General features: G+C 32.5%; 27 protein-coding genes. 20 read left to right on the forward strand and 7 right to left on the reverse strand.

From position 1 onward, the window contains the following. Positions 1–44: 44 nt before the first annotated feature. Together AABD74_RS16235 and AABD74_RS16240 are read right to left on the reverse strand one after the other, a co-directional pair. Positions 45–1,583: a DEAD/DEAH box helicase gene (locus AABD74_RS16235; protein ID WP_232678113.1), complete on the reverse strand. Its 1,539-nt coding sequence runs from the start codon at positions 1,581–1,583 to the stop codon at positions 45–47. 108 nt (positions 1,584–1,691) lie between these two features. Next, positions 1,692–2,225, reverse strand: coding sequence for a DUF6155 family protein (locus AABD74_RS16240; protein ID WP_406843575.1), 534 nt, complete (start codon positions 2,223–2,225; stop codon positions 1,692–1,694). A gap of 103 nt (positions 2,226–2,328) precedes the next feature. Here AABD74_RS16240 and AABD74_RS16245 point away from each other — a divergent pair, with 103 nt between their 5' ends. Together AABD74_RS16245 and AABD74_RS16250 are read left to right on the forward strand one after the other, a co-directional pair. Continuing rightward, entirely contained in the window at positions 2,329–2,622 is a 294-nt protein-coding gene (locus tag AABD74_RS16245; RefSeq protein ID WP_056209352.1) for a DUF3817 domain-containing protein, read from the forward strand. Continuing rightward, positions 2,615–3,874: a mechanosensitive ion channel family protein gene (locus tag AABD74_RS16250; RefSeq protein ID WP_232678104.1), complete on the forward strand. Its 1,260-nt coding sequence runs from the start codon at positions 2,615–2,617 to the stop codon at positions 3,872–3,874. Before AABD74_RS16245 ends, AABD74_RS16250 begins: the two co-directional genes overlap by 8 nt. 217 nt (positions 3,875–4,091) lie before the next feature. On the opposite strand, the gene AABD74_RS16255 is transcribed toward AABD74_RS16250, so the two are convergent. Further along, positions 4,092–4,520: a hypothetical protein gene (locus AABD74_RS16255; protein WP_406843576.1), complete on the reverse strand. Its 429-nt coding sequence runs from the start codon at positions 4,518–4,520 to the stop codon at positions 4,092–4,094. A gap of 251 nt (positions 4,521–4,771) precedes the next feature. On the opposite strand from AABD74_RS16255, the gene AABD74_RS16260 reads away from it, so the two are divergent. From AABD74_RS16260 to AABD74_RS16275, 4 genes are all read left to right on the forward strand, one after another. Further along, entirely contained in the window at positions 4,772–5,176 is a 405-nt protein-coding gene (locus tag AABD74_RS16260) for a glyoxalase (RefSeq protein ID WP_406843577.1), read from the forward strand. An 8-nt stretch (positions 5,177–5,184) separates the two neighbouring features. Further along, the gene (locus AABD74_RS16265; RefSeq protein ID WP_406843578.1) at positions 5,185–5,694 is read left to right on the forward strand and encodes a hypothetical protein; all 510 of its coding nucleotides are present in this window, start codon (positions 5,185–5,187) and stop codon (positions 5,692–5,694) included. Between the two features lie 10 nt (positions 5,695–5,704). Beyond that, entirely contained in the window at positions 5,705–6,283 is a 579-nt protein-coding gene (locus AABD74_RS16270) for a Crp/Fnr family transcriptional regulator (RefSeq protein ID WP_406843579.1), read from the forward strand. A gap of 179 nt (positions 6,284–6,462) precedes the next feature. Next, entirely contained in the window at positions 6,463–7,434 is a 972-nt protein-coding gene (locus AABD74_RS16275; RefSeq protein WP_406843580.1) for a zinc-binding alcohol dehydrogenase family protein, read from the forward strand. 99 nt (positions 7,435–7,533) lie between these two features. Here AABD74_RS16275 and AABD74_RS16280 read toward each other — a convergent pair whose 3' ends face one another. Further along, the gene (locus AABD74_RS16280; protein WP_406843581.1) at positions 7,534–9,510 is read right to left on the reverse strand and encodes a thiamine pyrophosphate-dependent enzyme; all 1,977 of its coding nucleotides are present in this window, start codon (positions 9,508–9,510) and stop codon (positions 7,534–7,536) included. Positions 9,511–9,880: 370 nt separating this feature from the next. On the opposite strand from AABD74_RS16280, the gene AABD74_RS16285 reads away from it, so the two are divergent. The 9 genes from AABD74_RS16285 (at position 9,881) to AABD74_RS16325 (ending at position 16,062) form a co-directional block, all read left to right on the forward strand. Then, entirely contained in the window at positions 9,881–10,831 is a 951-nt protein-coding gene (locus AABD74_RS16285; protein ID WP_232678086.1) for an isopenicillin N synthase family oxygenase, read from the forward strand. Between the two features lie 113 nt (positions 10,832–10,944). Then, the gene (locus AABD74_RS16290) at positions 10,945–11,277 is read left to right on the forward strand and encodes a translation initiation factor (RefSeq protein ID WP_232678085.1); all 333 of its coding nucleotides are present in this window, start codon (positions 10,945–10,947) and stop codon (positions 11,275–11,277) included. A 241-nt stretch (positions 11,278–11,518) separates the two neighbouring features. After that, positions 11,519–12,391: a nucleoside phosphorylase gene (locus AABD74_RS16295; protein WP_406843582.1), complete on the forward strand. Its 873-nt coding sequence runs from the start codon at positions 11,519–11,521 to the stop codon at positions 12,389–12,391. Then, positions 12,391–12,831 (forward strand): DinB family protein, encoded by a 441-nt coding sequence (locus AABD74_RS16300; RefSeq protein WP_406843583.1) that lies wholly within the window; start codon positions 12,391–12,393, stop codon positions 12,829–12,831. The genes AABD74_RS16295 and AABD74_RS16300 overlap by 1 nt, the downstream gene beginning before the upstream one ends. Before the next feature lie 3 nt (positions 12,832–12,834). After that, positions 12,835–13,227: a VOC family protein gene (locus AABD74_RS16305; RefSeq protein WP_406843584.1), complete on the forward strand. Its 393-nt coding sequence runs from the start codon at positions 12,835–12,837 to the stop codon at positions 13,225–13,227. Continuing rightward, positions 13,227–13,700 carry a DUF4265 domain-containing protein gene (locus AABD74_RS16310; RefSeq protein ID WP_232678077.1) on the forward strand — a complete coding sequence of 158 codons (474 nt, stop codon included), beginning with the start codon at positions 13,227–13,229 and terminating at the stop codon, positions 13,698–13,700. The genes AABD74_RS16305 and AABD74_RS16310 overlap by 1 nt, the downstream gene beginning before the upstream one ends. 47 nt (positions 13,701–13,747) lie before the next feature. Then, positions 13,748–14,599, forward strand: coding sequence for a substrate-binding domain-containing protein (locus AABD74_RS16315; protein ID WP_406843585.1), 852 nt, complete (start codon positions 13,748–13,750; stop codon positions 14,597–14,599). A 20-nt stretch (positions 14,600–14,619) separates the two neighbouring features. Then, positions 14,620–15,552: a transglutaminase gene (locus AABD74_RS16320; RefSeq protein ID WP_232678706.1), complete on the forward strand. Its 933-nt coding sequence runs from the start codon at positions 14,620–14,622 to the stop codon at positions 15,550–15,552. Positions 15,553–15,693: 141 nt separating this feature from the next. Beyond that, the gene (locus AABD74_RS16325) at positions 15,694–16,062 is read left to right on the forward strand and encodes a hypothetical protein (protein ID WP_232678072.1); all 369 of its coding nucleotides are present in this window, start codon (positions 15,694–15,696) and stop codon (positions 16,060–16,062) included. A 77-nt stretch (positions 16,063–16,139) separates the two neighbouring features. Here AABD74_RS16325 and AABD74_RS16330 read toward each other — a convergent pair whose 3' ends face one another. Then, a complete protein-coding gene (locus tag AABD74_RS16330; RefSeq protein WP_232678070.1) occupies positions 16,140–16,844 on the reverse strand; it encodes a LytTR family DNA-binding domain-containing protein in 705 nt (234 codons plus the stop codon). A 1-nt stretch (position 16,845) separates the two neighbouring features. Beyond that, positions 16,846–17,934 (reverse strand): sensor histidine kinase, encoded by a 1,089-nt coding sequence (locus tag AABD74_RS16335; RefSeq protein ID WP_406843586.1) that lies wholly within the window; start codon positions 17,932–17,934, stop codon positions 16,846–16,848. A 326-nt stretch (positions 17,935–18,260) separates the two neighbouring features. Between AABD74_RS16335 and AABD74_RS16340 the strand changes: the two genes are divergently transcribed. Then, a complete protein-coding gene (locus AABD74_RS16340) occupies positions 18,261–20,609 on the forward strand; it encodes a TonB-dependent receptor domain-containing protein (RefSeq protein WP_406843587.1) in 2,349 nt (782 codons plus the stop codon). A gap of 89 nt (positions 20,610–20,698) precedes the next feature. On the opposite strand, the gene AABD74_RS16345 is transcribed toward AABD74_RS16340, so the two are convergent. Further along, the gene (locus tag AABD74_RS16345; protein ID WP_232678063.1) at positions 20,699–21,052 is read right to left on the reverse strand and encodes a DUF2200 domain-containing protein; all 354 of its coding nucleotides are present in this window, start codon (positions 21,050–21,052) and stop codon (positions 20,699–20,701) included. A gap of 276 nt (positions 21,053–21,328) precedes the next feature. Here AABD74_RS16345 and AABD74_RS16350 point away from each other — a divergent pair, with 276 nt between their 5' ends. The 4 genes from AABD74_RS16350 to AABD74_RS16365 all read left to right on the forward strand — a co-directional run bounded on the left by AABD74_RS16350 (position 21,329) and on the right by AABD74_RS16365 (position 23,374). Further along, a complete protein-coding gene (locus tag AABD74_RS16350; protein ID WP_406843588.1) occupies positions 21,329–21,655 on the forward strand; it encodes an ArsR/SmtB family transcription factor in 327 nt (108 codons plus the stop codon). Between the two features lie 3 nt (positions 21,656–21,658). Next, on the forward strand, positions 21,659–22,126 hold the full coding sequence (locus AABD74_RS16355; RefSeq protein ID WP_406843589.1) for an SRPBCC domain-containing protein: 468 nt from the start codon (positions 21,659–21,661) through the stop codon (positions 22,124–22,126). 7 nt (positions 22,127–22,133) lie between these two features. Next, positions 22,134–22,508, forward strand: coding sequence for a DoxX family protein (locus AABD74_RS16360; RefSeq protein WP_406843590.1), 375 nt, complete (start codon positions 22,134–22,136; stop codon positions 22,506–22,508). Positions 22,509–22,609: 101 nt separating this feature from the next. After that, on the forward strand, positions 22,610–23,374 hold the full coding sequence (locus tag AABD74_RS16365; protein ID WP_406843591.1) for a DUF6597 domain-containing transcriptional factor: 765 nt from the start codon (positions 22,610–22,612) through the stop codon (positions 23,372–23,374). Positions 23,375–23,382: the final 8 nt, after the last annotated feature.

A 23,382-nucleotide genomic window follows, 5' to 3' on the forward strand; every position in this document is an offset into this window, starting at 1 on the left:
TCAGGGGTACAACTTGAAACCTGAAACTTTTTTAACCTTTATTCTCAATCCGGTTCGTTCATGATTTTTTCGCGGTATTTTTTACCTACTAATAAGGTCAGTCTTTGTTTGTAATCGTCAAGAAGCCATTCGCGGTAGTTTTTACTGCACTGGCTTAAACATTTTGCGTAACGTTTAATTCGGCATTCGATATCGTCTTCTAATTCTCTCGACAAAGCTTTTGCTTCCTGAAGTGTCTCCGTATTATCAACACACATTGCGGCATGCTGTTCAAGCGATTTATCTAAAACAATTTTTGAACGTAAATTTTGTTTTATCGCCAGTTTGTGTTCTTCATCAACATCAAAAGTAACATCGGCAGTTTTGCTGAATTTTGCTCTTAATTCCAGCGGCATGCTGTATTTAAAGAACATTTCGATCTCAGTATCGTCTCTTAGGTTTTCAAGATAAAATTCTGGAGATTTAAAAATATGCTGCCAGTTTACCGGTTCGCTCCATAAACCGAAACGAGCGGCGTTGTTTCCTAAATCAATTACCGTAAATTCGTCTTTACCAGGTAATTTACGGGATCCGCGGCCAATCATCTGGAAATATAAAGTTAATGACTTCGTTGCTCTGTTTAAGATAATAGTCTCAACAGTTGGCTCATCAAAACCAGTTGTTAAAATTCCGACAGAAGTCAAAATTGCATCCGGAGTTTTCTTAAACCACTGTAAAATATCTTTACGTTCTTCAGAACTGCTCGTATTATCAAGGTGCCTGATATCGTAACCTGCTTCTCTAAAAGTATCATATACATATAATGAGGTATGAATACCATTATTGAAAATTAAAGTTTTCTTGCCCAAAGAACGTTCTGTATACGCATGAAGCAATTTTTCCTGCATTAATGAATTGGTATACAAATCATCAGATGATTTTACGGTATAATCTCCGTTGATACCCACTTTTAATGAAGTCAAACCAACATCGTAACTGTATGTTGTTGCTCTGGCCAAAAATCCTTTGTCGATCAATGAACCAATAGTGTCCCCAACGATAAGTTCGTCGTAGCTTTGGTGCATTGGTAATTTTATGTTTGAACTCAAAGGTGTTGCTGTTACTCCAAGAATAAAAGCATTTTTAAATGAGTTTAATAGTTTTCTAAATGAGTTGTAATGAGCCTCATCAATAATCACCAAACCAATATTGTCAAGGTGTAATTTTTCGTCGTTGATACGGTTTTTTAAAGTCTCAACCATAGCCACGAAACAAGAATAATCATTTTGATCCGGTAATTCTTTTACTTTACTGTTGATTATTTTATTGCTTACGCCAAAGCCCTTCAACATTTTTGAAGTTTGTTTGCAAAGCTCAATTCGGTGTGTTAAAACAACCACTTTTTTGTCATTATTGGATAAATAACGACGCACAATTTCAGAGAAAATTACTGTTTTTCCGCCTCCGGTTGGCAATTGATACAATAAATGATGTTTAGAAGGAGCATTGTCTAAGCGGTCAAAAATGGCGTCGATATCACCCTTTTGGTATGCATAAAGTTCTTTTTTCTCTTCTCTTTCTATTTCTAAAGTGTTTTGAAGCATTGTTTATTTTTGGATTTTTGCAAAAATACATCTAAAAAACAGTTATTCATCTTATTTTAACCTAAAATAAATGATTTTTTTAAATAAGATTTTTTATAGGAAGTGTTTTTAAAAGTCAATTTTATCCAGAATTGCTTCAAAATCATACTTGTTTTTCCATTTTTGCTGCAAAATCTCTTGATGAATGCCTTTAATCCTTGCTTTAAATTCAGTCAGGATTCCGTTAGAAATTACAAAATTTACCGCCTGTTCAAACGAGCTAAAGATACTTTTGTAAAACAATTCCTGCTTAATTAAATTATTAGAAGAATAGGTTTGCGCAATTTCGATATTATAAAACATCAAATCGGCAATAATAAACGAATCAACGCCTAACATTATGAAATGTTTGATGATTTTTTGTGCCACAGAACGACGCATTTTTGCTTTCGGGCGCCGTTTTGTATTGGGCTTTTTAACCGGAAAATATTCATGAGAAATCTTAACCTTTGATTCCTGTAGAAGTTTGTCTTCTTTTGGGTTAAAAACAAAATCATAATACACTTTTACGGGACTGAATTTTTCATACAGCTCAATAAGCTGTTCTTCTAGTTGTTCTTTGCTTAGTTCGGTTAAATATTTTTTTAAATCGCGTTTGCTCATTATCAAAGTTTAAGATTACAAAAGTAAATTACTTTCCTGACACATAACTTAAAAACCAATCCTAATACTTAATTTTGTGCCTATAATCTCAAAATATATCTACATGCTTAAGATTTTTAAAGTTACCGCTATTTTAGAAGGAATCTCTTATTTAGTTTTATTTGCCAATATGCTTATTATTAAAACTAACAATCCTGAACTTTATCATACATTATTAAGACCGTTAGGAATGACACATGGTGTGTTATTTATAGGTTATATTATTTTGGCCTTTTTATTGAAAAAATCTCAAAACTGGGATTTAAAAACATTTGCAATTATACTAATCGCTTCTCTTATTCCGTTTGGAACTTTCTACATAGAGAAAAAATACTTAGAAACTAAAGCAAATGCTTAAGCTTTTGGATAAAATATTCAATTTTTTATACCCGCTTTTCAGGGATTGGGGAATGAGTCGCAACTTTGCGTCTTATATCAGCCTGATCTTTAATATTGCCATTATGCTGGCTTTGGCTTACGCCATTTATTATATTGCAAAATTTGTTTTGGTAACACTTACTGCCATATTTGCACAGCGTACCAAAACAAAGTTTGACGATTATTTAATTCACAATAAGACCACAAAATATACAGCGTATTTAATTCCGTTTTTCTTCATTTATAAAGCTGTTCCTATTATTCTGGACAAATACGAATATTGGGAACTACTTTTCGGAAAAATCGTTGGCATTTATATTGTTCTGATCAGTTTATGGATCATTAGAACAATTTTTAATGCTTTACGAGATTATTTAAAGCAAAAACCCGAATACAGCGACAAACCTATCGACAGTTTCGTTCAGGTTATTATGATTGTGCTTTGGATTTTTGGAGTCGCCATGATTATTTCGACTTTATTCGGAATAAAAAAAGGTGAATTGCTAACCATTTTAGGAACTCTTTCGGCCATTATTATCTTAATTTTCAGAGATACTATTTTAGGATTTGTTTCGAGTGTTCAGGTTGCTATAAATGATATGGTTCGCATTGGTGACTGGATTACAATGGATAAATTTGGTGCCGATGGCGATGTAATTGAAATCAATTTAACGACTGTAAAAGTTCGAAATTTTGATAACACCATTACAACGATTCCAACTTATGCTTTAAGTTCAGATTCTTTTCAGAACTGGCGCGGCATGCAGAATTCTGAAGGAAGACGTATCAAAAGACATATTTTGATTAAAAGCAGCAGTATTCGTTTCCTGAATAATGATGATTTAAATCACATGAAAGGAATACAGCTTATCACTTCTTACATTGAAACCAGACAAGCAGAAATTGAAAAGTATAATGATCTTAGGGGAATTGATAAATCACTTGCTCTTAACGGACGTAATATGACTAATTTAGGTTTGTTTAGAAAATATATTATGCAGTATTTATTAGACCATCCTGGATTAAATAAAAACATGCATATCATGTGCCGCCAGCTGCAGTCGACCGCACATGGAGTTCCGTTAGAAATTTATGTTTTCTCAAGCGATAAACGCTGGGCAAACTACGAATATATAATGTCTGATATTTTTGATCACATTATGGCGTCGGTAATTTATTTCGATCTTGAAATATTTGAACTGCCTTCGCAGATTGGGGTTTTAGATCGATAGTTTTTGTTTCAGGTTTTCTTTGTTTCATGTTTCAAGGTTCTCGCTGTGTTTGTCATTTCGAGGAACGAGAAATCGCACGCGTATATCGACAAAGATTGGCGACAAACTGTACGGAGTTTCGTGTGCGATTTCTCCTTTCAGTCGAAATGACAATACTTTATGGAAATACTTTGCGCTAGGAAACTAAAGACAAAGTTTAAAAACTTGAAACCTGAAACTATTTCCCCACTTTTTCAAAAACAAACTTTGGATCGTTATAATTCAAAGTCCCATTAATAAAGCACGGGAGATTCATGTAAGTGCCAATTACACCATTTCCTAAGATCAATTTATTTTCTTTTTTCAGCAACGCTAAAGGAATTCTTTTCCAGCTTCCGCCGTTAGAAATAAAATGAAAATCACCTCTAAAAGTGTCTCCTTTTATATCCCCTCTTACATCGCCGGAATCCTTTCCTGTTTTGTAATAAGATATTTCATAACGGCCGTAAAAGCGTTTGTCGCTTATGTTTATGGCTAAAATTGCGGTATCTTTATTGTTTACAGCACGATACAAAACTTCGTGATAACCTTTTTTTTCCTCTTTAGAATTGCAGGAAAGTATGGTAACCAATATCAGCAGAAGAAAAATAAAAAATTTTATATTCATGAGTGTGTTTTTTGAACCATATAAGAGTTATGTAAATTCATTTAAATTAAAGCATAATCTTGACTATACATGTAATTTAGTTTGTTAAGAGAGAACTTAAATTTCCTTATATAACTTATATGGTTTAAACTAATTTATTTTATAACATAAGCAATTTCAGCTTGTTAAGAATAAAACTTAAATTTTCTTATATCACTTATATGGTGAAATTATTTTTGCATTATATTTTTTTCTAAATTTAAATAAAAAACATGGCGGATAGAGACACTTTTTTAAGAGAATTAAGAGGCGAAACTTTAGGAACTGTAAGTGCTCAATCTTCTTCAGATGAGATCTTTCAAAATCAGACGATTAGGCCTATTTTAAAACTTCAAAACGATTTGTTTATTGCGGTTTTTATTAATTATGTAAATAAAAACAAAGCTGATTTTTATTCGTATACAGTCGAAAAAAAACTGCAGACTATAGAAAATTCCATTCAAAAAGATATTAAGTTCAGAAATTCTCTAAAAGGAATTGTAATGGCGCTTTTTACCATTGAAGAATACGAAACCTATATTAAAAATTCATCGAGTTTAAACAAACGAATGATGAATTTATTGATTGAGAGATTGAAAAGTCAGGTGCAGTTGTTTGAAGTACAAACCAATAATTAAATATTTAAATGTCAATTAGAACTTTTTGGGTGATCTTAATTAAGATTCTTGGTTTATTATTAATTTCTGGAGCTTTAACTGTTATACCGCAATGGTTTACGTCAATTTTTTACACTTATCAAAGCGGTGATGTTTATAATATGGCAATTCTTGCCTCACTCCTTTTGATCATTCTATTTGTTTATTTTTTTATATTTAAGATTTGTATGTATAAAACATCTTGGATAATCGATAAGTTAAAGCTGGATAAAGGTTTTGATAATGAAACTCTTGAATTAAACTCAAGCGAAAATAAAATAATTTCAATTGCGGTAATCGTTATTGGAGGATTAATGTTTGTTGAAAATATTCCTGTTTTATTACGAGAGATGTTTGTTTTTTTTCAAGATAAAAACCTATTCAAAGATTATCCAAAAGCCGGATGGATTATTTTTGATTTTTGTAAAGTAATTTTAGGATATCTATTAATGACAAATAGTTTTCGAATTACAAACTTTATAAGGAGTAAAAAAGAATAAAGCCTTTATTATGTTTAGCCAATTCCGAAATAAATTCCCTTTAACCGATGAAAAATGGAACGAATACACAAGTTGTTTTAATCGTATTGAAGTTCCTGCCAAAACAGTTCTGATTGAAGAAGGCGAAGTTTCTAAAAAGCTTTTTATAATCGAAAAAGGCTGTATCAGGGTTTGGTTTAATAATAACGGAAAAGATTTGACTTCGCAGTTCTTTTTCGAAAATCAAAGCGTTGCTTCTATCGAAAGTTTCATTAAAAAATTTCCGAGTCCGGTTGTGGTGGAAACAATCGAACCTTCTGTTTTATGGTGGATTTCTAAAAATGATGTTGATACAATTTTGGAAGAAATAAAAGAAATTCCAGAACTTCGGGATCGGTTAATCAATATGCTTTTTCAAAGAACATTTGATTATATGAAACACTTTTTTTCTTTCATAAAAGACTCCCCTACTCAGCGTTACCTTGATTTAATTGAAGAAAAACCTCAAATTGTTCAGCGTGTTCCGCAGCATTATATTGCATCTTACCTTGGCGTGAGCACTGTTCATTTAAGCCGAATCAAAAGTAAACTGGTTCACAAAAATAATTAAAATTTCACCATATAAGTTATATAAGTTAATTTAAGCCTAGCTTATAATTTCTTATATAACTTATATGGTTTAAAAAAAACTTGATAATTGTTTCTTATTTCATTTGATAACAAATGTTATCGTCTGCCCATAAACGGCTCTATAATTTTGCTTCATAAATTTAATATTTATAAAAAATTATGAAAGCAGCAGTAGTTTACAAAAAAGGCGAATTGCCAAAATATGCAGAATTTCAAGAGCCAGTCTCAGCAAATGAAAATGAGGTTTTAATTTCGGTTAAAGCCGTAGCGATTACCAATCTGGATAAAGGAATTGCAAGTGGAGAACATTATTCTTCAGAAAATGAAAATCAAAACGGATTTGTAATTGGCAGCGACGCCATTGGTTTACTTGAAAACGGAACCAGAGTTTATGCCCGAGGAATTTCCGGAACAATAGCCGAAAAAGCTTTAGTCGAAAAAAACAGAATGGTTGCATTGCCAGACGGAATTGAAGATGCAACGGCGGCAGCAATGCCAAATGCAGTTGCAGGTTCGGCAATGGCGCTTCGTTTTAGAGCCGGAATAAAACCGGGAGAAACGGTTCTAATTAATGGCGCAACTGGTTTTACAGGTCAAATAGCCATTCAGATTGCGAAACATTATGGAGCGAAGAAAATAATTGTTACGGGAAGAAACGAGAAAACACTTCAAAGTCTTTTAGAATTGGGTGCTGACGAAATTATTTCTTTAAAACAGAATGATGAAAACTTTATTTCGCAGCTTAAACAAATTCATCAAAATACACCAATTGATATTGTTTTGGATTATTTGTGGGGGCATTCGGCAGAACTGATTCTTTTTGCTTTAAAAGGAAACGGGAATTTTACACATAAAACACGTTATGTTTCTGTGGGTTCAATGTCTGGTGATACGATTCAATTATCAGCTCAAATTTTGCGAAGTGTTGATTTGCAATTGTCTGGCTCTGGTTTAGGGAGCTGGACAAAAGACGAAGTAAAATTGCTATTTTTAGAAATGCTTCCTGAAATGTTTCTTTTGGCTTCTCAAAACAAACTAAAAGTAAATATAGAAAAAGTGAATTTAGTCGATATCGAGAAAATGTGGGACACAGACGTTCCTGATGGTAAAAGATTAGTGGTTCTTATTTAAAGTTGCTAAGGTTCTAAGATGCTAAGATTCTAAGTTTTTTTTTAAACTCAGAACTAATCTTAGCATCTTAGAACCTCAATATCTTAGCAACTTAGAATCTTAGTATCTCAGTAACTCGAATAAAACTTCTTCAAAACGATTTTTAGCTAAAAACTGATCTTCAAGAGCTTTTGTAAACGGAATTGGCGAATCTAAACTGGCCACTCTTTTTACAGGACCGTCTAAATATTCAAAACATTCTTCCATAATTAAAGCCGAAAGATCACTTGCAATTCCGCCAAACATAGTATCTTCCTGATATATAATTGCTTTTCCGGTCTTTTTAACCGAAGCAAAAATAGTTTCCGTATCAAGCGGCTGTAATGTTCTTAAGTCAATTAAATCAGCTTGGATTTCAGGATTTTTGGCTAAAGTTTCTAATGCCCAGTGAACAGGAGCTCCAAAAGCTATAATGGTTACTGCATTTCCTTCTTTTAATAAAGCAGCTTTTCCAAACGGAATGGTATAATAATCTGTTGGAACGTCTTGATAAATGCTTCTGTACAATTGCTTATGTTCAAAAAACAAAATTGGATTTGGATCGTTAATGGCAGTATTCAATAACCCTTTTGCATCATAAGGAAATGCCGGATAAACGACTTTTAAACCTGGAGTTTTAGTAAACCAGGCTTCATTTGTCTGCGAGTGAAACGGTCCGGCTTGTGTCCCGCCGCCGCAAGGCATTCTAACGACAACATCGGCTTTTTCGCCCCAGCGATAATGTGATTTTGCTAATAAATTGACAATTGGGTTAAAACCTGTCGAAACAAAATCAGCAAACTGCATTTCGACAATTGCTTTATAATTATTGATGGATAATCCCATTGCGGTCGAAACTACGGCGCTTTCGCAAATTGGTGTATTTCGTACTCGATCTTTTCCAAAAGCATCAGCAAATCCTTCTGTAATTTTAAAAGCACCGCCATATTCAGCAATGTCCTGCCCCATAATGACTAAGTTTCTATTACGCCACATAGATTGCTCTAAACCATTTCGGATAGCATCTATAAAACGAATATTTTTTACTTCTTCACCATGAGTATATTCTTCATATTCAAAGCCTTTATAAACATCATCTAATTCTCCGCTGTAAGTTGGTTCTATTTCAGGTTCAGCATTTGCCATTGACCAGTTTTCATCAATTTCCTGCTTAATTTCAGCATGAAGCTGTTCGTCAAGTTCTGCAGTAAGAATTCCATTTTCAGTTAGATATTTTCTATAATTCGTAACCGGATCTTTGGCTTCCCATTCGTCCATTAATTCCTGCGGAACATATTTCGTACCACTCGCCTCTTCATGGCCGCGCATCCTGAATGTTTTAAATTCTAATAAAACCGGATGCGGGTTTTCGATCATTTCTTTTTTTAACTGCGATAATTTGTTGTATACTTCAACAATATTATTTCCATCAATAATCCAGCTTTCCATGCCGTAACCAATTCCTTTATCGGCAAGGTTTTCGCATAAATACTGTTCGTTTGTTGGTGTAGAAAGTCCGTAGCCATTGTTTTCGATAATAAACATAACCGGAAGTTTCCAAACAGCTGCAATATTTAATGCTTCATGAAAGTCTCCTTCACTTGTTGCCCCTTCTCCGGTAAAAACAGCAGTAATTTTTTTATTGTTCTGAAGTTTATTAGCAAGCGCAATTCCGTCAGCAATACCTAATTGCGGACCTAAATGCGAAATCATTCCTATAATATTGAATTCTTGTGTTCCAAAGTGAAAACTTCTGTCACGGCCTTTTGTAAAACCATTTGCTTTTCCCTGCCATTGTGAAAAAAGTCTATGTAAAGGGATATTTCTGGTTGTAAATACACCAAGGTTTCGGTGCATTGGCAATACATATTCAGATTCGTCTAATACGGACGTAACTCCTACTGCAATGGCTTCCTGGCCAATTCCTGAAAACCATTTTGAAACTTTTCCCTGTCGAATCAAAATGAGCATTTTTTCTTCGATCAGGCGGGGTTTCAGGATTTTTTTATATAAATCTAGTAATTTTTCGTCAGTAAGGTTTTCTCTGTAAAAGATCATTGCACTATTATTTTTTAGTCAAATATATAAAAATATAACAATTTTAATGTTATTTGTTAAATAATTAAAAACAGTTATTAGTTAGCATTTATAAAAATAGAAAAAATAATCTGCTGTTTTCTATTTAAAAAAATGAAGACAAATATAATGGGATTTTTTTGTAGGCGAAATGTTTTTTATCTTATTTTAGCCACAAAAAAATAATGTATTAATTTTTCAGTATTTAAAATTAATTATTCAGATTTTGTATTAAAAAATAGATTTAAAACTAAATTTTATGGTAATTTATAAAATTCAAATATAAAATATTCTCTACCTTTGTTATTGAAAGGCTTTATACGCCTTTTTTTCTTAAATAAAAATGTAAAGTATGCAAAACATTCCTAGTGTAGACTTACGTGATTTCCTTTCGGACGACCCGAAACGTAAACAAAAATTTGTAAATGAAATCGGCAGTGCATTTGAAAACATTGGCTTCGTAGCTTTAAAAGGTCATTTCTTAGATGACAAATTGGTAGACGAACTTTATGGTGAAATTAGAAAATTTTTCGCCTTGCCAGTAGAAACTAAGCATAATTATGAAATTCCCGGAATTGGCGGACAAAGAGGTTATGTGTCTTTTGGTAAAGAACATGCTAAAGGGCGTAAAGAGGGAGATTTGAAGGAATTCTGGCATTTTGGCCAGTATGTTGATAAAGAATCTAAATGGGCTTCAGAATATCCTGAAAATGTAGAAGTTAAAGAATTGCCTCGCTTTAATGAGGTTGGTAAAGATGCTTACCAAATGCTTGAAAAAACCGGAATTTATGTTTTAAGAGCTTTGGCTTTACACCTTGGACTTGATGAGTTTTATTTTGATGAATATGCAAAAGAAGGAAACTCTATTTTAAGACCAATTCATTATCCTCCTATTACTTCTGAACCAGAAAATGCAATTCGTGCAGCGGCTCATGGTGATATTAATTTAATCACTTTGTTAATGGGTGCTCAGGGTAAAGGACTTCAGGTTCAAAACCATGACGGCGAATGGATTGACGCTATTGCGGCAGACGACGAATTGGTTATTAATGTGGGTGATATGTTGTCAAGACATACCAATAATAAACTTAAATCTACAATTCACCAGGTTGTAAACCCACCTAGAGAATTATGGGGAACTTCTCGTTATTCAGTTCCGTTTTTTATGCATCCTGTAAGCGATATGCGTTTGGATTGCTTAGATAAATGTATTGATGCAGAGAATCCTAAGAAATATGAGGATATCTCAGCGGGCGAGTTTTTACACGAACGTTTGGTAGAATTAGGTTTAATAAAAAAATAAAACTTTAGTAAATTCCAATATTAAAATTCCAAATTCCAAACTTACATTGGAATTTGGAATTTAATTTTTAAAAACCTTAATATTTGGAATTTATTTTTTAGAATAAAAAAATTATGGATTTAAAAGATCAGTTAAAAAACTTATTTCCAGATCACGAAGAATCAAATGAACCTGAGGAAATTCAGGAGCAGGAACATGTTTTGTATGTACAGAAAGAACCTATGATCTGTAAATTTGAAAAACGCAAAGGAAAACCAACGACTATAATTGAAGGTTATGAAGGAAGCGATGAAGATTTTAAAGTATTAGCCAAAGAAATCAAAACAAAATTGAGTGTTGGCGGTACTTTTAAAGATGATTCTATCATCATTCAAGGCGATTATCGCGACAAAATTATGGCAATTTTAAAAGAAAAAGGATTTAAAACGAAGCGTGTGGGCGGGTAGATAATTTTAGATTTCTGATTTTAGATTTCCAAACTGAATGAATTTAACGCAAATTTCGCTAAGAATATTTACTTTAAGGCTTTTATAAAAATGCAAAGTTCACAAAGCTTTGTGTAAATTTGAGTAATTGGAATTTGGAATTTGGAATTTAAATTTTGGAATTTTATAGATGCACAGCTGTGCGCCTCTACAGAAAAACCTTTGTCCCTTTGTACCTCAGAACCTTAGTACCTTAAAAAAAATGATAAAAGAATCAGAATTAATACTTAACCCGGACGGAAGTGTATACCACTTAAACCTTCGTCCTGAACATATTGCCAACGATATTATTTTTGTTGGAGACCAGAATAGAGTCGAAAAAATTACTCAGTTTTTTGATTCGATTGAATATTCTACACAAAAAAGAGAATTTAAAACCCAAACCGGAATTTACAAAGGAAAAAGAATCTCTGTAATGTCAACCGGAATTGGACCTGATAATATTGATATTGTTTTAAACGAATTGGATGCTTTGGTAAACATCGATTTAAAAACACGTCAGCCAAAAGAAAAATTAACCTCTTTAAATATTGTTAGAATTGGAACTTCGGGTTCTTTGCAGGCAGATATTCCTGTAGACAGCTTTGTAATGTCAAAATTCGGACTTGGATTAGATAATATGCTTCGCTCCTATTTAATTGACGAAGTTTCGAATACGGCTCTTGAAGATGCTTTTATTCATCATACCAATTGGGATATTAGAAAAGGAAGACCTTATGTAATTCCGTGTTCTGAAAAACTGGAAAAAATTATTGAATCTGATAAAATTTTCAAAGGAATAACAGTAACAGCAGGAGGATTTTATGGGCCGCAGGGACGTGTTTTGAGATTGAATATTCAGGATGAAGAATTAAACAATAAAATGGATAATTTTGATTTTGATGACAATCGCATTACCAATTTAGAGATGGAAACTGCAGCTATTTATGGGCTTTCTTCGCTTTTAGGACATAATGCCTTATCTTTAAATGCAATTATTGCCAATCGTGCTTCGGGAACTTTTAGCGAAGATCCTTATAAAGCTGTAGATGCATTGATTACGTATACACTAAATAAACTTTCAAGTATTAAATAATGCAAACGGCTATTCTTAAATTTGAAAAATTACTGAACGAAAATGTTAATCATTTCTCAACGTTAAGTAATGAAGCTTTAGAAGCCAAAATACCTGGAAAGTGGTCTAAAAAAGAAATTTTAGGTCATTTAACAGATTCTGCTATTCATAATTTGGTTCGTTTTACAGAAATTAATTATGCAGCAAAACCTTACCAGCATCGACCGTATAATCAAATAGATTTAGTAAATTTAAATCAGTATCAAACAATGGATCCTGATGAGCTCCTGCAATTATGGTTTGTATTAAACAAGCAGATTGTGAGATTAATGAAATCTGTTGATGAAAAAGCCTTAGATTATAAAATTATTTTGAGTGATGAATCTGTAATCGATCTAAGGTTTCTCATGACTGATTATGTAGAACATTTAGAACATCATATCAATCAGATAAAATCTTAGATTATGTTTTTAAGAGTAGCCAGACATACCAATGACCTAGAAAAAATTGAAAATTTTTATGTCAATGTTTTGGGTTTTGAACGATTAGGAGATTTTCAGAATCATAATAATTATGACGGTATTTTTATTGGCAAATCGGGTTTAGACTGGCACTTTGAATTTACACAGTCTCATACAGAAGCCAATCATTCTTTTGATGAAGACGATGTAATTATACTTTATCCTAAAACAATTTCAGATTATAATGAATTAATTCATAAACTTATACGCCATAATATTGCAACGATAACTGCAGCTAATCCTTTCTGGAACGAAAACGGAAAAATGATTCAGGACCCTGATGGTTACCGCATAGTTATATCATCCTTAAAAGCCATAATAAACGAAATAGAATAATGCAGGAAACACATAAAAAAATATTATTTAAATATTACAGCGATTATTTAGAAGATACGGTTTCAGAAACTATGTGGGCTGAAATTATAGATTTAGATAAAGGGCTTTTTAAGCTGGATAATATTCCATTTTTTGGCCCTTTAATTGCTACGGATGATTTATTTTATGCTGAATTTGATGAAAATGAAAAACATCTGGTTTATAGAGAAACTATAGAAAATTCAGGAAATTCGATTGTTCAGGTTATAATTTTAGAAAAAGGATTTGACAAGGAAATTATCAGAGAAAAACTAAGGGCAATAAATTGTTTGTCAGAAGGCCTGAACGATAATTTTATTTCTGTCGAAGTAGTTCGTGATGTCGATTATTCGATCGTGAGAAGTGTTTTAAACGAATACGAGTCTCAGGAAATTATTCAATATGCAGAACCTTGCCTTTCAGATAAACACCGGGCCGATTTACTAAAAAACTAAACTTACATACTTAAGAATACGCATACCAAACTTAAACTTAAACTATAATGAAAACTGTAAAAATTGCAGGTGTTCCTGAACACTTCAATCTGCCATGGCATTTATGCATTGAAAATGGCGAATTTGAAGCAGAAAATATCGATTTACAATGGAAAAATGTTCCTGAGGGTACCGGAAAAATGTGTCAGATGCTGCGTGACGACGAAGCTGATATGGCCGTTATTTTAACAGAAGGAATTGTAAAAGATATAACAGCAGGAAATCCGAGTAAAATTGTGCAGATTTATGTGCAGTCACCATTAATTTGGGGAATTCACGTAGCAGCAAAATCAGGTTTCGAGACTGTAAAAGATTTAGAAAACAAGAAAATAGCGATTTCAAGGATAGGTTCGGGCTCACAATTAATGGCTTATGTAAATGCAAGTGAACAAGGCTGGAACAGTGATAATCTGCAATTTGAAATTGTAAACACTATCGACGGTGCTGTTGAAGCCCTGACAAACGGAACTGCAGATTATTTTATGTGGGAACGTTTTATGACAAAACCTCTTGTTGACCAGGGAATTTTCAGGCGTGTTGGCGACTGCCCTACTCCATGGCCTTCGTTTGTTATAGCGGTTCGTGATGAATTCTTAAAAAAGAACCCAAAAACGGTTGAAAAAGTATTGGAAATTATCAATAAAACTACGCATGATTTTGCACAGATTCCTGATATCGACAAGACTTTGGCCGAGTTATTTAATCAAAAAGCTGAGGATATTCAGGAATGGCTGAAACTAACACAATGGTCACAAAAACATTTAAGTGAAAAAGCATTTATCAAAATTCAAAATCAATTATTTGATCTGGGAATTATTGATAAAAAAAGTACTTTTGTTGAAACGGTGAAGGCGCTGTAAAAACTGCTTTTTTGATTCTTATGATAAATTTCCCTAAAATTGACCTTCCGCAATTAAAATCTAAATTACAGGTGAAATCGCCTTGGGATAGGATTATTATTTCTGTGTTGAGTCTTTTTATTACCATTCCAATATTTATCATTCTGCATCAAAACCTTATTGATTTAGAGTGGGCCTTTAATCTGGATCGTGTTTTTATATTCATTTTTGTTTTTGCCGCTGTTTTCTTTCTGCTGATGTATCTGCGAACCATAATAATTTTATGTGTAGCGGTTTATTTATTGATTTTATTTTACGGATCGGTTATTGGAAATTATGGTTTCAGCGAGATTTCTGAAGATTATAATTCGATGATTTATACCATGTCAGACAATCCGTATCCGCAGGATATAATTGTGGCAAAACTGCTTCCGTTTCCCAATAAATCAAAAATTCTAAGCGCCATCGAATATCAAAATCCGAAAGTTCGAAATTTTGCCATTATGGCCACTACAAAGCATTTTAAAGGCATTAAAGGCTATTCTGATTACAGGACAATTATTCAGTGTTTTGCTGTTTTTAAAGAAATAAACAGCCGCTGGAATTATGTCAATGACCCTAAAGAAGGCGATTATATTGCTACGGCCAGCGAGTCATTAGAATATTTTTCAGGAGACTGCGACGATCATTCTATTTTAATGGCGGCGGCAATTCGGTCTATTGGCGGAACTCCAAGACTTATTCATACAAAAGGCCATATTTATCCCGAAATATTAATTGGTTCTATGATTGATCTGGAAAAAGTTAATTATTTAATTAAAAACGTACTTTTTCAAAGAGAAAGTTACGGCAAAAATCTGCATTACCATATTGACGAACGTGGTCAGGTCTGGATGAACCTGGATTATACAGCAACTTATCCCGGAGGACCATTTATGTATGAAGAAATTCTGGGTGCTTTGACTTTAAATTAATTTATCAAAGTTCTTTAATCTTTTCTTATTTAGTTTAAAATAGTAGAAATCAGATATCATAAATTCACTTTCTGTGACTATAATGTTAGAATTACTTTTTTTTTTTGTAACTTTTCATTTCTAATTTTTAATCACAAAATCATGAAAAATTCTAAATTATTTATCTTCACACTTGCATTGGCTGCAGTATTAATGATTTCATGTTCTAAGGGTAGAAATAAATTGGTAAACTCTTGGAAAATAACAGCGGTAGAACCGAAAATTCCTATTTCGGATTCTTTAAAAACTGTAATTTTAACAGATGGAACCTTAACATTTACAAAAGATGGGCATGTTACCGGATTTCTAACACGAGAAATAACAAATGGTACTTATGCATTGACAAAAGGGGGAAAAAATTTAGTAATTAAAGATGAAGTTGGAACCCCGTATCCTTGCGAAAGTACTATTACAAGTGATGAATTAATTTTGGACAGTAAAGAGATGAAAATTACGCTCAAGAAAATATAAGCTTTGCTATCCTGGTCTAACCATTAAAAACAAGACTAAAAACTCCTTAAATTATTCTTTTAAGGAGTTTTTATTTTCTATGAATTCTTTAAGATTTTAAAAACATACTCTTTATAGCTTGCACCTATTGGAATCTCAATATTTCCAATTTCGACATCATAAGCGGTAAATGCTGTGATATTTTTTAGATTAATAATAAAAGAGCGATGAATTCTTAAAAAGCTTTTATCCTGCAGTTCTATTTCAATATCACTGATTTTATATTTGGCATTTAATTTTACTCCTTCTTTTTGATGCACAATAATATAATCTTTGACACTTTCTATGTACAAAATAGTATCGACGTTTATTTTATTGAATTTTGGCCCGTTTTTAATGTAAATATAATCTTCCTGCGAAGGTGTAATTATCTTGCTGTTTACCGGCCCGCTGATTCTTAAATAACGATCTGCCGCTTTAAAGAAACGATCAAAAGTAACTGGTTTTAAAAGATAATCTACAATATCAAGTTCATAACTTTCTAAGGCATATTCACGATAAGCGGTAGTAAAAATAACAGCCGGCGGATTCTTTAATGTTTTTAAAAAATCGATTCCCGTAATCTGCGGCATTTTAATATCTAAAAACATTAAATCTACAGCAGTTGTACGCAAAACGTCGGCGGCTTTTAAAGCGTTTGGACAAGTACCCACGACTTCAAAATAATCTAATTTGCTGATATGGTTCTGCAATAAGCTGATTGCTAAAGGCTCGTCGTCGACTAATAAACACTTTATTTTCATTTTAAGCTAAATTATATTCGGTTGCTAAATTAATCTGTAAATAAGCCGTAAAATCCTTTTCGGTTTTAGCAACATCAAAAGTATAATGTTCCGGATAAATTTTATCAAGCTGCTGGATAATATTATTTAATCCAATTTTTCCATTTCCAGATTCGCTGTCAATTTTATTTATGGAGTTTACAATCTTAAACTCAAAATGATCGTTTTGCAGTTTCAAATCAATTTGAATGTTTGGAGAACTTCCTGTGTCCTCTCCTGCCCCATGCTTAAAAGCATTTTCGACCAAAGAAAGCAAAATCAAAGGCGCAATAGATTTATTATGATCTATGGAATGATTAAATACTACGTTTAAATGTTCATCATATCTCAGTTTTTCGAGTGTAATATAATTTTCAAGCAAGGAAATTTCCTGAGAAATTGGAACATAAGTCGAACTGCAGCGGTATAAAATACAATCTAATATTTCAGATAAGACAGCAATTGATTTTGAGGTTATTGGAGAATTTACAATAGAAAGAGAATAAATATTATTGAGTGTATTAAACAAAAAGTGAGGATTCAATTGTGCTTTTAAGATTTTTAATTCGGTTTCTGCTTTTTGCTTTTCGAGCAGCAAAGACCTTTTCTGAATGACATACTGGTCTTTTATCAATTTTATAAAAATAAAAAATATAGACAAAGAAAGTATGTGCAAAAAATAAGCTCCAAATAAAGTAGGTAAATCGGTCAGGATTTCAGCAATGGGTTCCTGATTAAAAGGCCGTTTTCGTGTAAAGCCCTCTAAGCCATACACCATTGAAATCCTGGCAGTAACAGAGATTACATAACTACCCAGAATAAATTCTGCCCAAACTCTATTATGTTTTTGTGGTGCCATTAAACGAGGTAAAATTCTATAAGACATAAAATAAGCCCCAATGATAGAAAACAATTCGTAATACAGCGTGTATGCTATATCAACCTTTAATTCTTCAGGATCAGAAGAAGTGTTTTTACTAAAGAACATAATAAAAATGAATACCCAAAAAATGATATGGGTACTAATCCTGTGGTCTTTAGAGAAATTTATAATTTTTTCGAATGGTGTCATGGTTTTTAAGTTGCTGAGCTGCTAAGGTTCTGAGATACTAAGATTTTTTCTAAAGCTCTATTGTTTTGTTCTAAAAAACTTAGAATCTCAGTATCTCAGAACCTTAGCAGCTTTAAGTAAAATCAAAGTTAACATTTATTTAGAAAGACAAAATAGTTGTCGATGAACATGCAAAAAAAAGATACAAACATATAAAAATTGGCTATAAACACGATTTATGGTTTCTATTTGATTGTTTATACGCAATAATCGCCCTTATATCATGTGTGTAAATTTTGAGTGAAATTAAAAAGGAGTTTTGCTTAAAATTCTAAACCAATCAAAAAATGAAACAGTTTGCATTATTAATCATTTTGCTTTTCGGATTTACATCCGGAGCACAAACATCACAATTTATTATTAAAGGAAAAATAGTAGATTCTAAAACCAAACAGGCATTACCTTATGTAACGCTTTTATTATCATCTGTAGAAAATAAAAAAGAAGCCGTTACAGACGCTGATGGAAATTACATTTTAAAAAGCAATCCCGGAAATTATCAGCTTAAAGCCGTTTATATGTCGTATAAATCTTTTACGGTCGAAAATATTCAATTGAATAAAGATATTGTCATGAAAGACATTCTTTTAGAAGAGAGTATAAATCAATTAAACGAAGTAAATGTTATTGCCGAAAAATCAGCAGTAGAAATGAAAATTGACAAAAAAGTCTTTAATGTTGGTAAAGATATTTTATCCAGCGGAGGATCTGCTAATGATATTTTAAATAATGTTCCTTCAGTAAATGTAGATATTGCAGGAGTTGTAAGCCTTAGAGGAAACAGCAGCGTTACGGTATTAATAAATGGAAAACCGTCTATGCTGACGGCAAATAATGGTTTATCGCAAATATCGGCGGCAAATATTGAAAAAGTAGAAGTTATTACCAATCCTTCTTCTGCTTATGAAGCGCAGGGCGGTGCAGGAATCATTAATATTATTATGAAAAAGAACACAATGAAAGGCTTTAATGGTTCGCTTCAGGCCGGAATTGGAAATCCTGCAAGACATAACTTAAATGCTAATGTGAGTTATAAGACAGAAAAGGTAAATCTTTTTGGAAATTTGGGCTGCCGCTATTTAGATATTTATGGTTACAACAAACAGTTTCAGACTAATACAGATAATGGTACAACGACAATTTTAAACCAGTATGATGATATGAAACGAAGTATTGGCATCTATAATATGTATGTTGGCGGGGATTATTATATCAATTCAAAAAATACATTAACAGGAAGTTATTACCGCAGTAAGAACAATAATAACAACAAAATGCATTACAATTACAATTATGCAGATGCGAATAATGTTACTGACAGTATTATTTCGAGATCTGAAAAGTATAAAGAACCTCAAATTTACAACGCATTAGAATTAAATTATGTAAAAACGTTTGACAGAAAGGATAAAAAATGGACAACAAGTTTACAATATGATTTTTGGAATGATGATGAAAACCAATATATTACGCAGCAAAAAACGTATCCTTTTAACGCCTCGGTTTCTAATTTGTATTCGAGAGATATAGAAAGCAGTAATGATATTTTTATAAAATCAGATTTTGTAGACCCAATTTCTGAAAATTCTAAAATTGAAATGGGAATTAGAAGCGATCTGCGTGCGCTGAGAAGTGATTATCACACCATTCTGGACAATGTATTGCAGGAACAATTTACCAATAAATTGAAATACGATGAAAATTTGTACAGCGCTTATTTTCAGTTTTCAAGCAAATATAAAAAGTTTAATTACCAGTTAGGTCTGCGTTCTGAACTGTCAGATATAAAAATTGCCGATACAAAAAATACTTTTAATAACTCTAAAAATTACATTAACCTCTTCCCTACACTGCATTTTGTATATAATTTAACCGAAAAAACAGATTTACAATTGAGTTACAGTAAACGAATAAACAGACCGAGATTCTGGCAGTTAAATCCGTTTTCGGGAGTTTCAGATTTAAGAAACCTAACAGTAGGAAATCCAGATTTGAACCCAATGTTTACTAATTCTTTTGAGTTGACATTATTGGCAAAACCAGGAAAACTAAGTATTAATCCGTCTCTTTATTATCAGCATACCACCAATTATTTTGAGTATATAGTAAAACGTACAGATGAAAATTATTTTGTAAGCACGCCTGTAAACCTTGATACTGAAGATCGTTACGGTGCAGAAGTTTCAACAACTTATAATCCAACAAAATGGCTTAGGCTGGCTTTAGATTTTAATTATTACAAATTCAAACAGCAGGGAACTTTTGAAAACGTAAATTATAGTGCCGAAGATCAAACCTGGCTGTCTAATTTTAGATCTGTTGTTAAGTTTCCTAAAATTATTTCAGGAGAATTCAGTTTTAGATACCGAGGAAAAAATCAGGGAGTTCAATCGCTTACAGAAGCACAGTATAGTGCTAATTTGGGCTTGAGCAGGGATTTTCTTCAAGATAAAATGTCTGTAACTTTAAACGTAAATAATTTATTTAATTCGCAGATTACGACAGAAAAAATTACAACTCAATATTACTATTTAGTATCTGAAGCCAGATCGCAAGGAAGATACATCAACCTTAATGTTATTTATCGTTTTAACAGAAGTAAAAATGAAGCAGATAGATTGCCTGACGGAATGTAAAAGGTTTAAATTCCAATTTTAAAAATACAAATTCCAAATGTTGATTTTAAATAAAAAAGTCGTTTTAGAATTAAAACGACTTTTTTATTCTATTCCCTTAGGATTTTTTCCATTTTCTTTCCTTTCGCCAATTCATCTACTAATTTATCCATATAGCGAATCTTTTGCATTAACGGATCTTCTATATCTTCAATTCGGTAACCGCAGATTACGCCTGTAATTTTAGATGCATTTGGGTTCAGGTTTGGTGCTTCTGCAAAAAATGCCTGCAAATCAGCCTTCTTTTCAATCTGATCTCTAAATTGTTTATCGTTATAACCCGTAAGCCAGAGTATAACAGTATCTACTTCTTCTGCCGTACGTCCCTTCTTCTCTACTTTTTCCTTGTATAATCGATAAATACTTGCGAATGAATATTGAAACACTCTAGCATTATTATTCATGTTTTCTTCTTTTTTAATGAATTTAAAATTATAAAAATTTTGAATTTTATTGGTAAAAATTAACAAAATGAATATGCACCGTTTCAACGAATTAAAATCTGTTGCTGCAGTATGAATCGTTCCTTCGGAACTTCCATCCTTTGAAGAAAGGCCCCAGGCTCGATTTATATTGTAAGGCTGGATTTTGATCCAGTTTAACGCATGGTGAAAAAAAAATCAAAAAAAATATTGCGCAGTCAAATGACTTCATTATATTTGCAGTCAAATAACTGCATAATGGAAATACGTAGAGATGTTTTTCAGGCAATTGCCGATCCAACGCGAAGAGCAATTTTAAATTTGGTGGCCATACAAGCGATGACGCCAGGAACCATAGCGGGAAATTTTGATTCGTCAAGACAGACCATTTCGAAACATATTAAAATATTAACGGAATGTGAACTCCTTGACCAAAAGCAAAACGGACGCGAGATTTACTATTATATAAATCCGAAAAAAATAAAAGAAGTTGCTGATTTTATTGAACCTTTTCGCCAAATGTGGGACGATCGTTTTAATAAATTAGAAAGCATAATGAAAAACTATAAACCCAAAAAAGATTAATTTATGGAACGCAAAACAAAAATTAATGCCGAAAACGGCCAGCAGGAAATTGTAATTACAAGAGAATTTGATCTTCCGGTTGATTTGCTTTTTAAAGCTTATGCAGAGCCCGAAATTGTGGAACAATGGATGGGAACAAAAGTGGTAAAATTAGAAAATAGACAGCATGGCGGCTGGCAGTTTGAAACCAAAGATCCCAACGGAAATGTTGTATTTAGTGCCAATGGCGTAATACATAATTTTGTTCCAAATGAAAGAATTACCAGAACTTTTGAAATGGATAATGCCAATTTTGCGCCTCAGTTAGAATTTTTGGAGTTTGAAAAACTTACAGAAGATACAAGCAGACTTACGATGCAAATTATCTACAAATCGGTAGAACACAGAGATCAACAATTGAAATTACCTTTTGCACAAGGTATGAATTTCGCACACAATCGCTTACAGGAAATAGTAAACAAACTTAAATAAATTCGTTATGAGCAAAAGAAACAAAATTATTTATTGGATTGCCACAATTTGGCTGGCATTAGGAATGACTTCAACAGGAATTGTACAAATTATAAAAATGAAAGAAGAAGCCGATATGATGGCGCATTTAGGTTATCCGCTTTACTTTCTAACCATTATAGGCGTTTGGAAAATTTTAGGTGTTATAACCATTTTAATTCCGAAATTCCCTTTATTAAAAGAATGGGCTTACGCAGGATTCTTTTTTGCCATGAGCGGCGCTATTTTCTCTCATTTTGCTGTAGGTGATTCTGGTATAGCATATTTTGGACCGACATTATTATTGGTTTTAACAGTTGCTTCATGGTATTTTAGGCCAGCTGAGAGAAGAACTGTTATTTAGTCTCAGTTTTCAGTCGTAGTTTACGGTTCTGAAAAAACTGAAAACCGAGACTGCGACTGAAAACTAATATTTAATTTTACAATAATATTATTATCTAATAAATGAGCCTGCTAATTCAATCAGCCTTACCCGATAATTCGATTTTGCATTTTGTTCACAGCTTTTGGATGCTGGAAAACAATACGGGAAAGGATATTCCATCAACTGTTTTACCAAACGGAATGGTTGATTTGGCGGTAATGAATTTAAATGCTGATAACTGGCAGAAAACAATTCGAGGTTTAGACACAATTCCGGGTCAGATTACTATTCCCGTTGGAGCAAAAATGTTTTCCATTGGCTTTAAACTGCTTGCCGTAGAATATTTATTTGGAGGTTCGATCAAAGATGTTTTAAATGACGGAAAAATTATTTCAGATGAAGTCTGGCAGTTTGAAGCAGATGATTTAAGCACTTTTGAAAACTTTTGCGGTAAAGCGACCCAGATAATAAACCGAATTTTAATACCAAATATTGACAATCGAAAAAAGAAATTATTCGAACTTATTTATTTTTCAAAAGGCTCTATAACGGTAAAGGAACTTTCTGAAAACGTGTTTTGGAGCAGCCGTCAGATTAATCGTTACTTTAATCAGCAATTTGGCATTTCGTTAAAAACTTATTGCAATATTCTGCGTTTTGGCTCTTCGTTTAAACCTATCAGTGAAGGCATCCTTTTTCCGGAACAAAACTTCACAGATCAAAATCATTTTATCAAAGAAATCAAGAAATACTCCGGCGTTACGCCAAAAGAATTAAGCAGAAACAAAGACAATCGTTTTATGGATATTGTGGCGATTAAAAAGCTGAATATCAAAAACGACTGATTTTTACT

The sequence above is a fragment of the Flavobacterium soyae genome, assembly GCF_045348165.1.
GTDB lineage: Bacteria > Bacteroidota > Bacteroidia > Flavobacteriales > Flavobacteriaceae > Flavobacterium > Flavobacterium soyae.

Excerpts from the sequence above, each read along its gene's own strand:
- AABD74_RS16235 (WP_232678113.1), bottom strand. The coding sequence starts at position 1,583 with ATGCTTCAAAACACTTTAGAAATAGAAAGAGAAGAGAAAAAAGAACTT.
- AABD74_RS16240 (WP_406843575.1), bottom strand. The coding sequence starts at position 2,225 with ATGAGCAAACGCGATTTAAAAAAATATTTAACCGAACTAAGCAAAGAA.
- AABD74_RS16245 (WP_056209352.1), top strand. The coding sequence starts at position 2,329 with ATGCTTAAGATTTTTAAAGTTACCGCTATTTTAGAAGGAATCTCTTAT.
- AABD74_RS16250 (WP_232678104.1), top strand. The coding sequence starts at position 2,615 with ATGCTTAAGCTTTTGGATAAAATATTCAATTTTTTATACCCGCTTTTC.
- AABD74_RS16255 (WP_406843576.1), bottom strand. The coding sequence starts at position 4,520 with ATGAATATAAAATTTTTTATTTTTCTTCTGCTGATATTGGTTACCATA.
- AABD74_RS16260 (WP_406843577.1), top strand. The coding sequence starts at position 4,772 with ATGGCGGATAGAGACACTTTTTTAAGAGAATTAAGAGGCGAAACTTTA.
- AABD74_RS16265 (WP_406843578.1), top strand. The coding sequence starts at position 5,185 with ATGTCAATTAGAACTTTTTGGGTGATCTTAATTAAGATTCTTGGTTTA.
- AABD74_RS16270 (WP_406843579.1), top strand. The coding sequence starts at position 5,705 with ATGTTTAGCCAATTCCGAAATAAATTCCCTTTAACCGATGAAAAATGG.
- AABD74_RS16275 (WP_406843580.1), top strand. The coding sequence starts at position 6,463 with ATGAAAGCAGCAGTAGTTTACAAAAAAGGCGAATTGCCAAAATATGCA.
- AABD74_RS16280 (WP_406843581.1), bottom strand. The coding sequence starts at position 9,510 with ATGATCTTTTACAGAGAAAACCTTACTGACGAAAAATTACTAGATTTA.
- AABD74_RS16285 (WP_232678086.1), top strand. The coding sequence starts at position 9,881 with ATGCAAAACATTCCTAGTGTAGACTTACGTGATTTCCTTTCGGACGAC.
- AABD74_RS16290 (WP_232678085.1), top strand. The coding sequence starts at position 10,945 with ATGGATTTAAAAGATCAGTTAAAAAACTTATTTCCAGATCACGAAGAA.
- AABD74_RS16295 (WP_406843582.1), top strand. The coding sequence starts at position 11,519 with ATGATAAAAGAATCAGAATTAATACTTAACCCGGACGGAAGTGTATAC.
- AABD74_RS16300 (WP_406843583.1), top strand. The coding sequence starts at position 12,391 with ATGCAAACGGCTATTCTTAAATTTGAAAAATTACTGAACGAAAATGTT.
- AABD74_RS16305 (WP_406843584.1), top strand. The coding sequence starts at position 12,835 with ATGTTTTTAAGAGTAGCCAGACATACCAATGACCTAGAAAAAATTGAA.
- AABD74_RS16310 (WP_232678077.1), top strand. The coding sequence starts at position 13,227 with ATGCAGGAAACACATAAAAAAATATTATTTAAATATTACAGCGATTAT.
- AABD74_RS16315 (WP_406843585.1), top strand. The coding sequence starts at position 13,748 with ATGAAAACTGTAAAAATTGCAGGTGTTCCTGAACACTTCAATCTGCCA.
- AABD74_RS16320 (WP_232678706.1), top strand. The coding sequence starts at position 14,620 with ATGATAAATTTCCCTAAAATTGACCTTCCGCAATTAAAATCTAAATTA.
- AABD74_RS16325 (WP_232678072.1), top strand. The coding sequence starts at position 15,694 with ATGAAAAATTCTAAATTATTTATCTTCACACTTGCATTGGCTGCAGTA.
- AABD74_RS16330 (WP_232678070.1), bottom strand. The coding sequence starts at position 16,844 with ATGAAAATAAAGTGTTTATTAGTCGACGACGAGCCTTTAGCAATCAGC.
- AABD74_RS16335 (WP_406843586.1), bottom strand. The coding sequence starts at position 17,934 with ATGACACCATTCGAAAAAATTATAAATTTCTCTAAAGACCACAGGATT.
- AABD74_RS16340 (WP_406843587.1), top strand. The coding sequence starts at position 18,261 with ATGAAACAGTTTGCATTATTAATCATTTTGCTTTTCGGATTTACATCC.
- AABD74_RS16345 (WP_232678063.1), bottom strand. The coding sequence starts at position 21,052 with ATGAATAATAATGCTAGAGTGTTTCAATATTCATTCGCAAGTATTTAT.
- AABD74_RS16350 (WP_406843588.1), top strand. The coding sequence starts at position 21,329 with ATGGAAATACGTAGAGATGTTTTTCAGGCAATTGCCGATCCAACGCGA.
- AABD74_RS16355 (WP_406843589.1), top strand. The coding sequence starts at position 21,659 with ATGGAACGCAAAACAAAAATTAATGCCGAAAACGGCCAGCAGGAAATT.
- AABD74_RS16360 (WP_406843590.1), top strand. The coding sequence starts at position 22,134 with ATGAGCAAAAGAAACAAAATTATTTATTGGATTGCCACAATTTGGCTG.
- AABD74_RS16365 (WP_406843591.1), top strand. The coding sequence starts at position 22,610 with ATGAGCCTGCTAATTCAATCAGCCTTACCCGATAATTCGATTTTGCAT.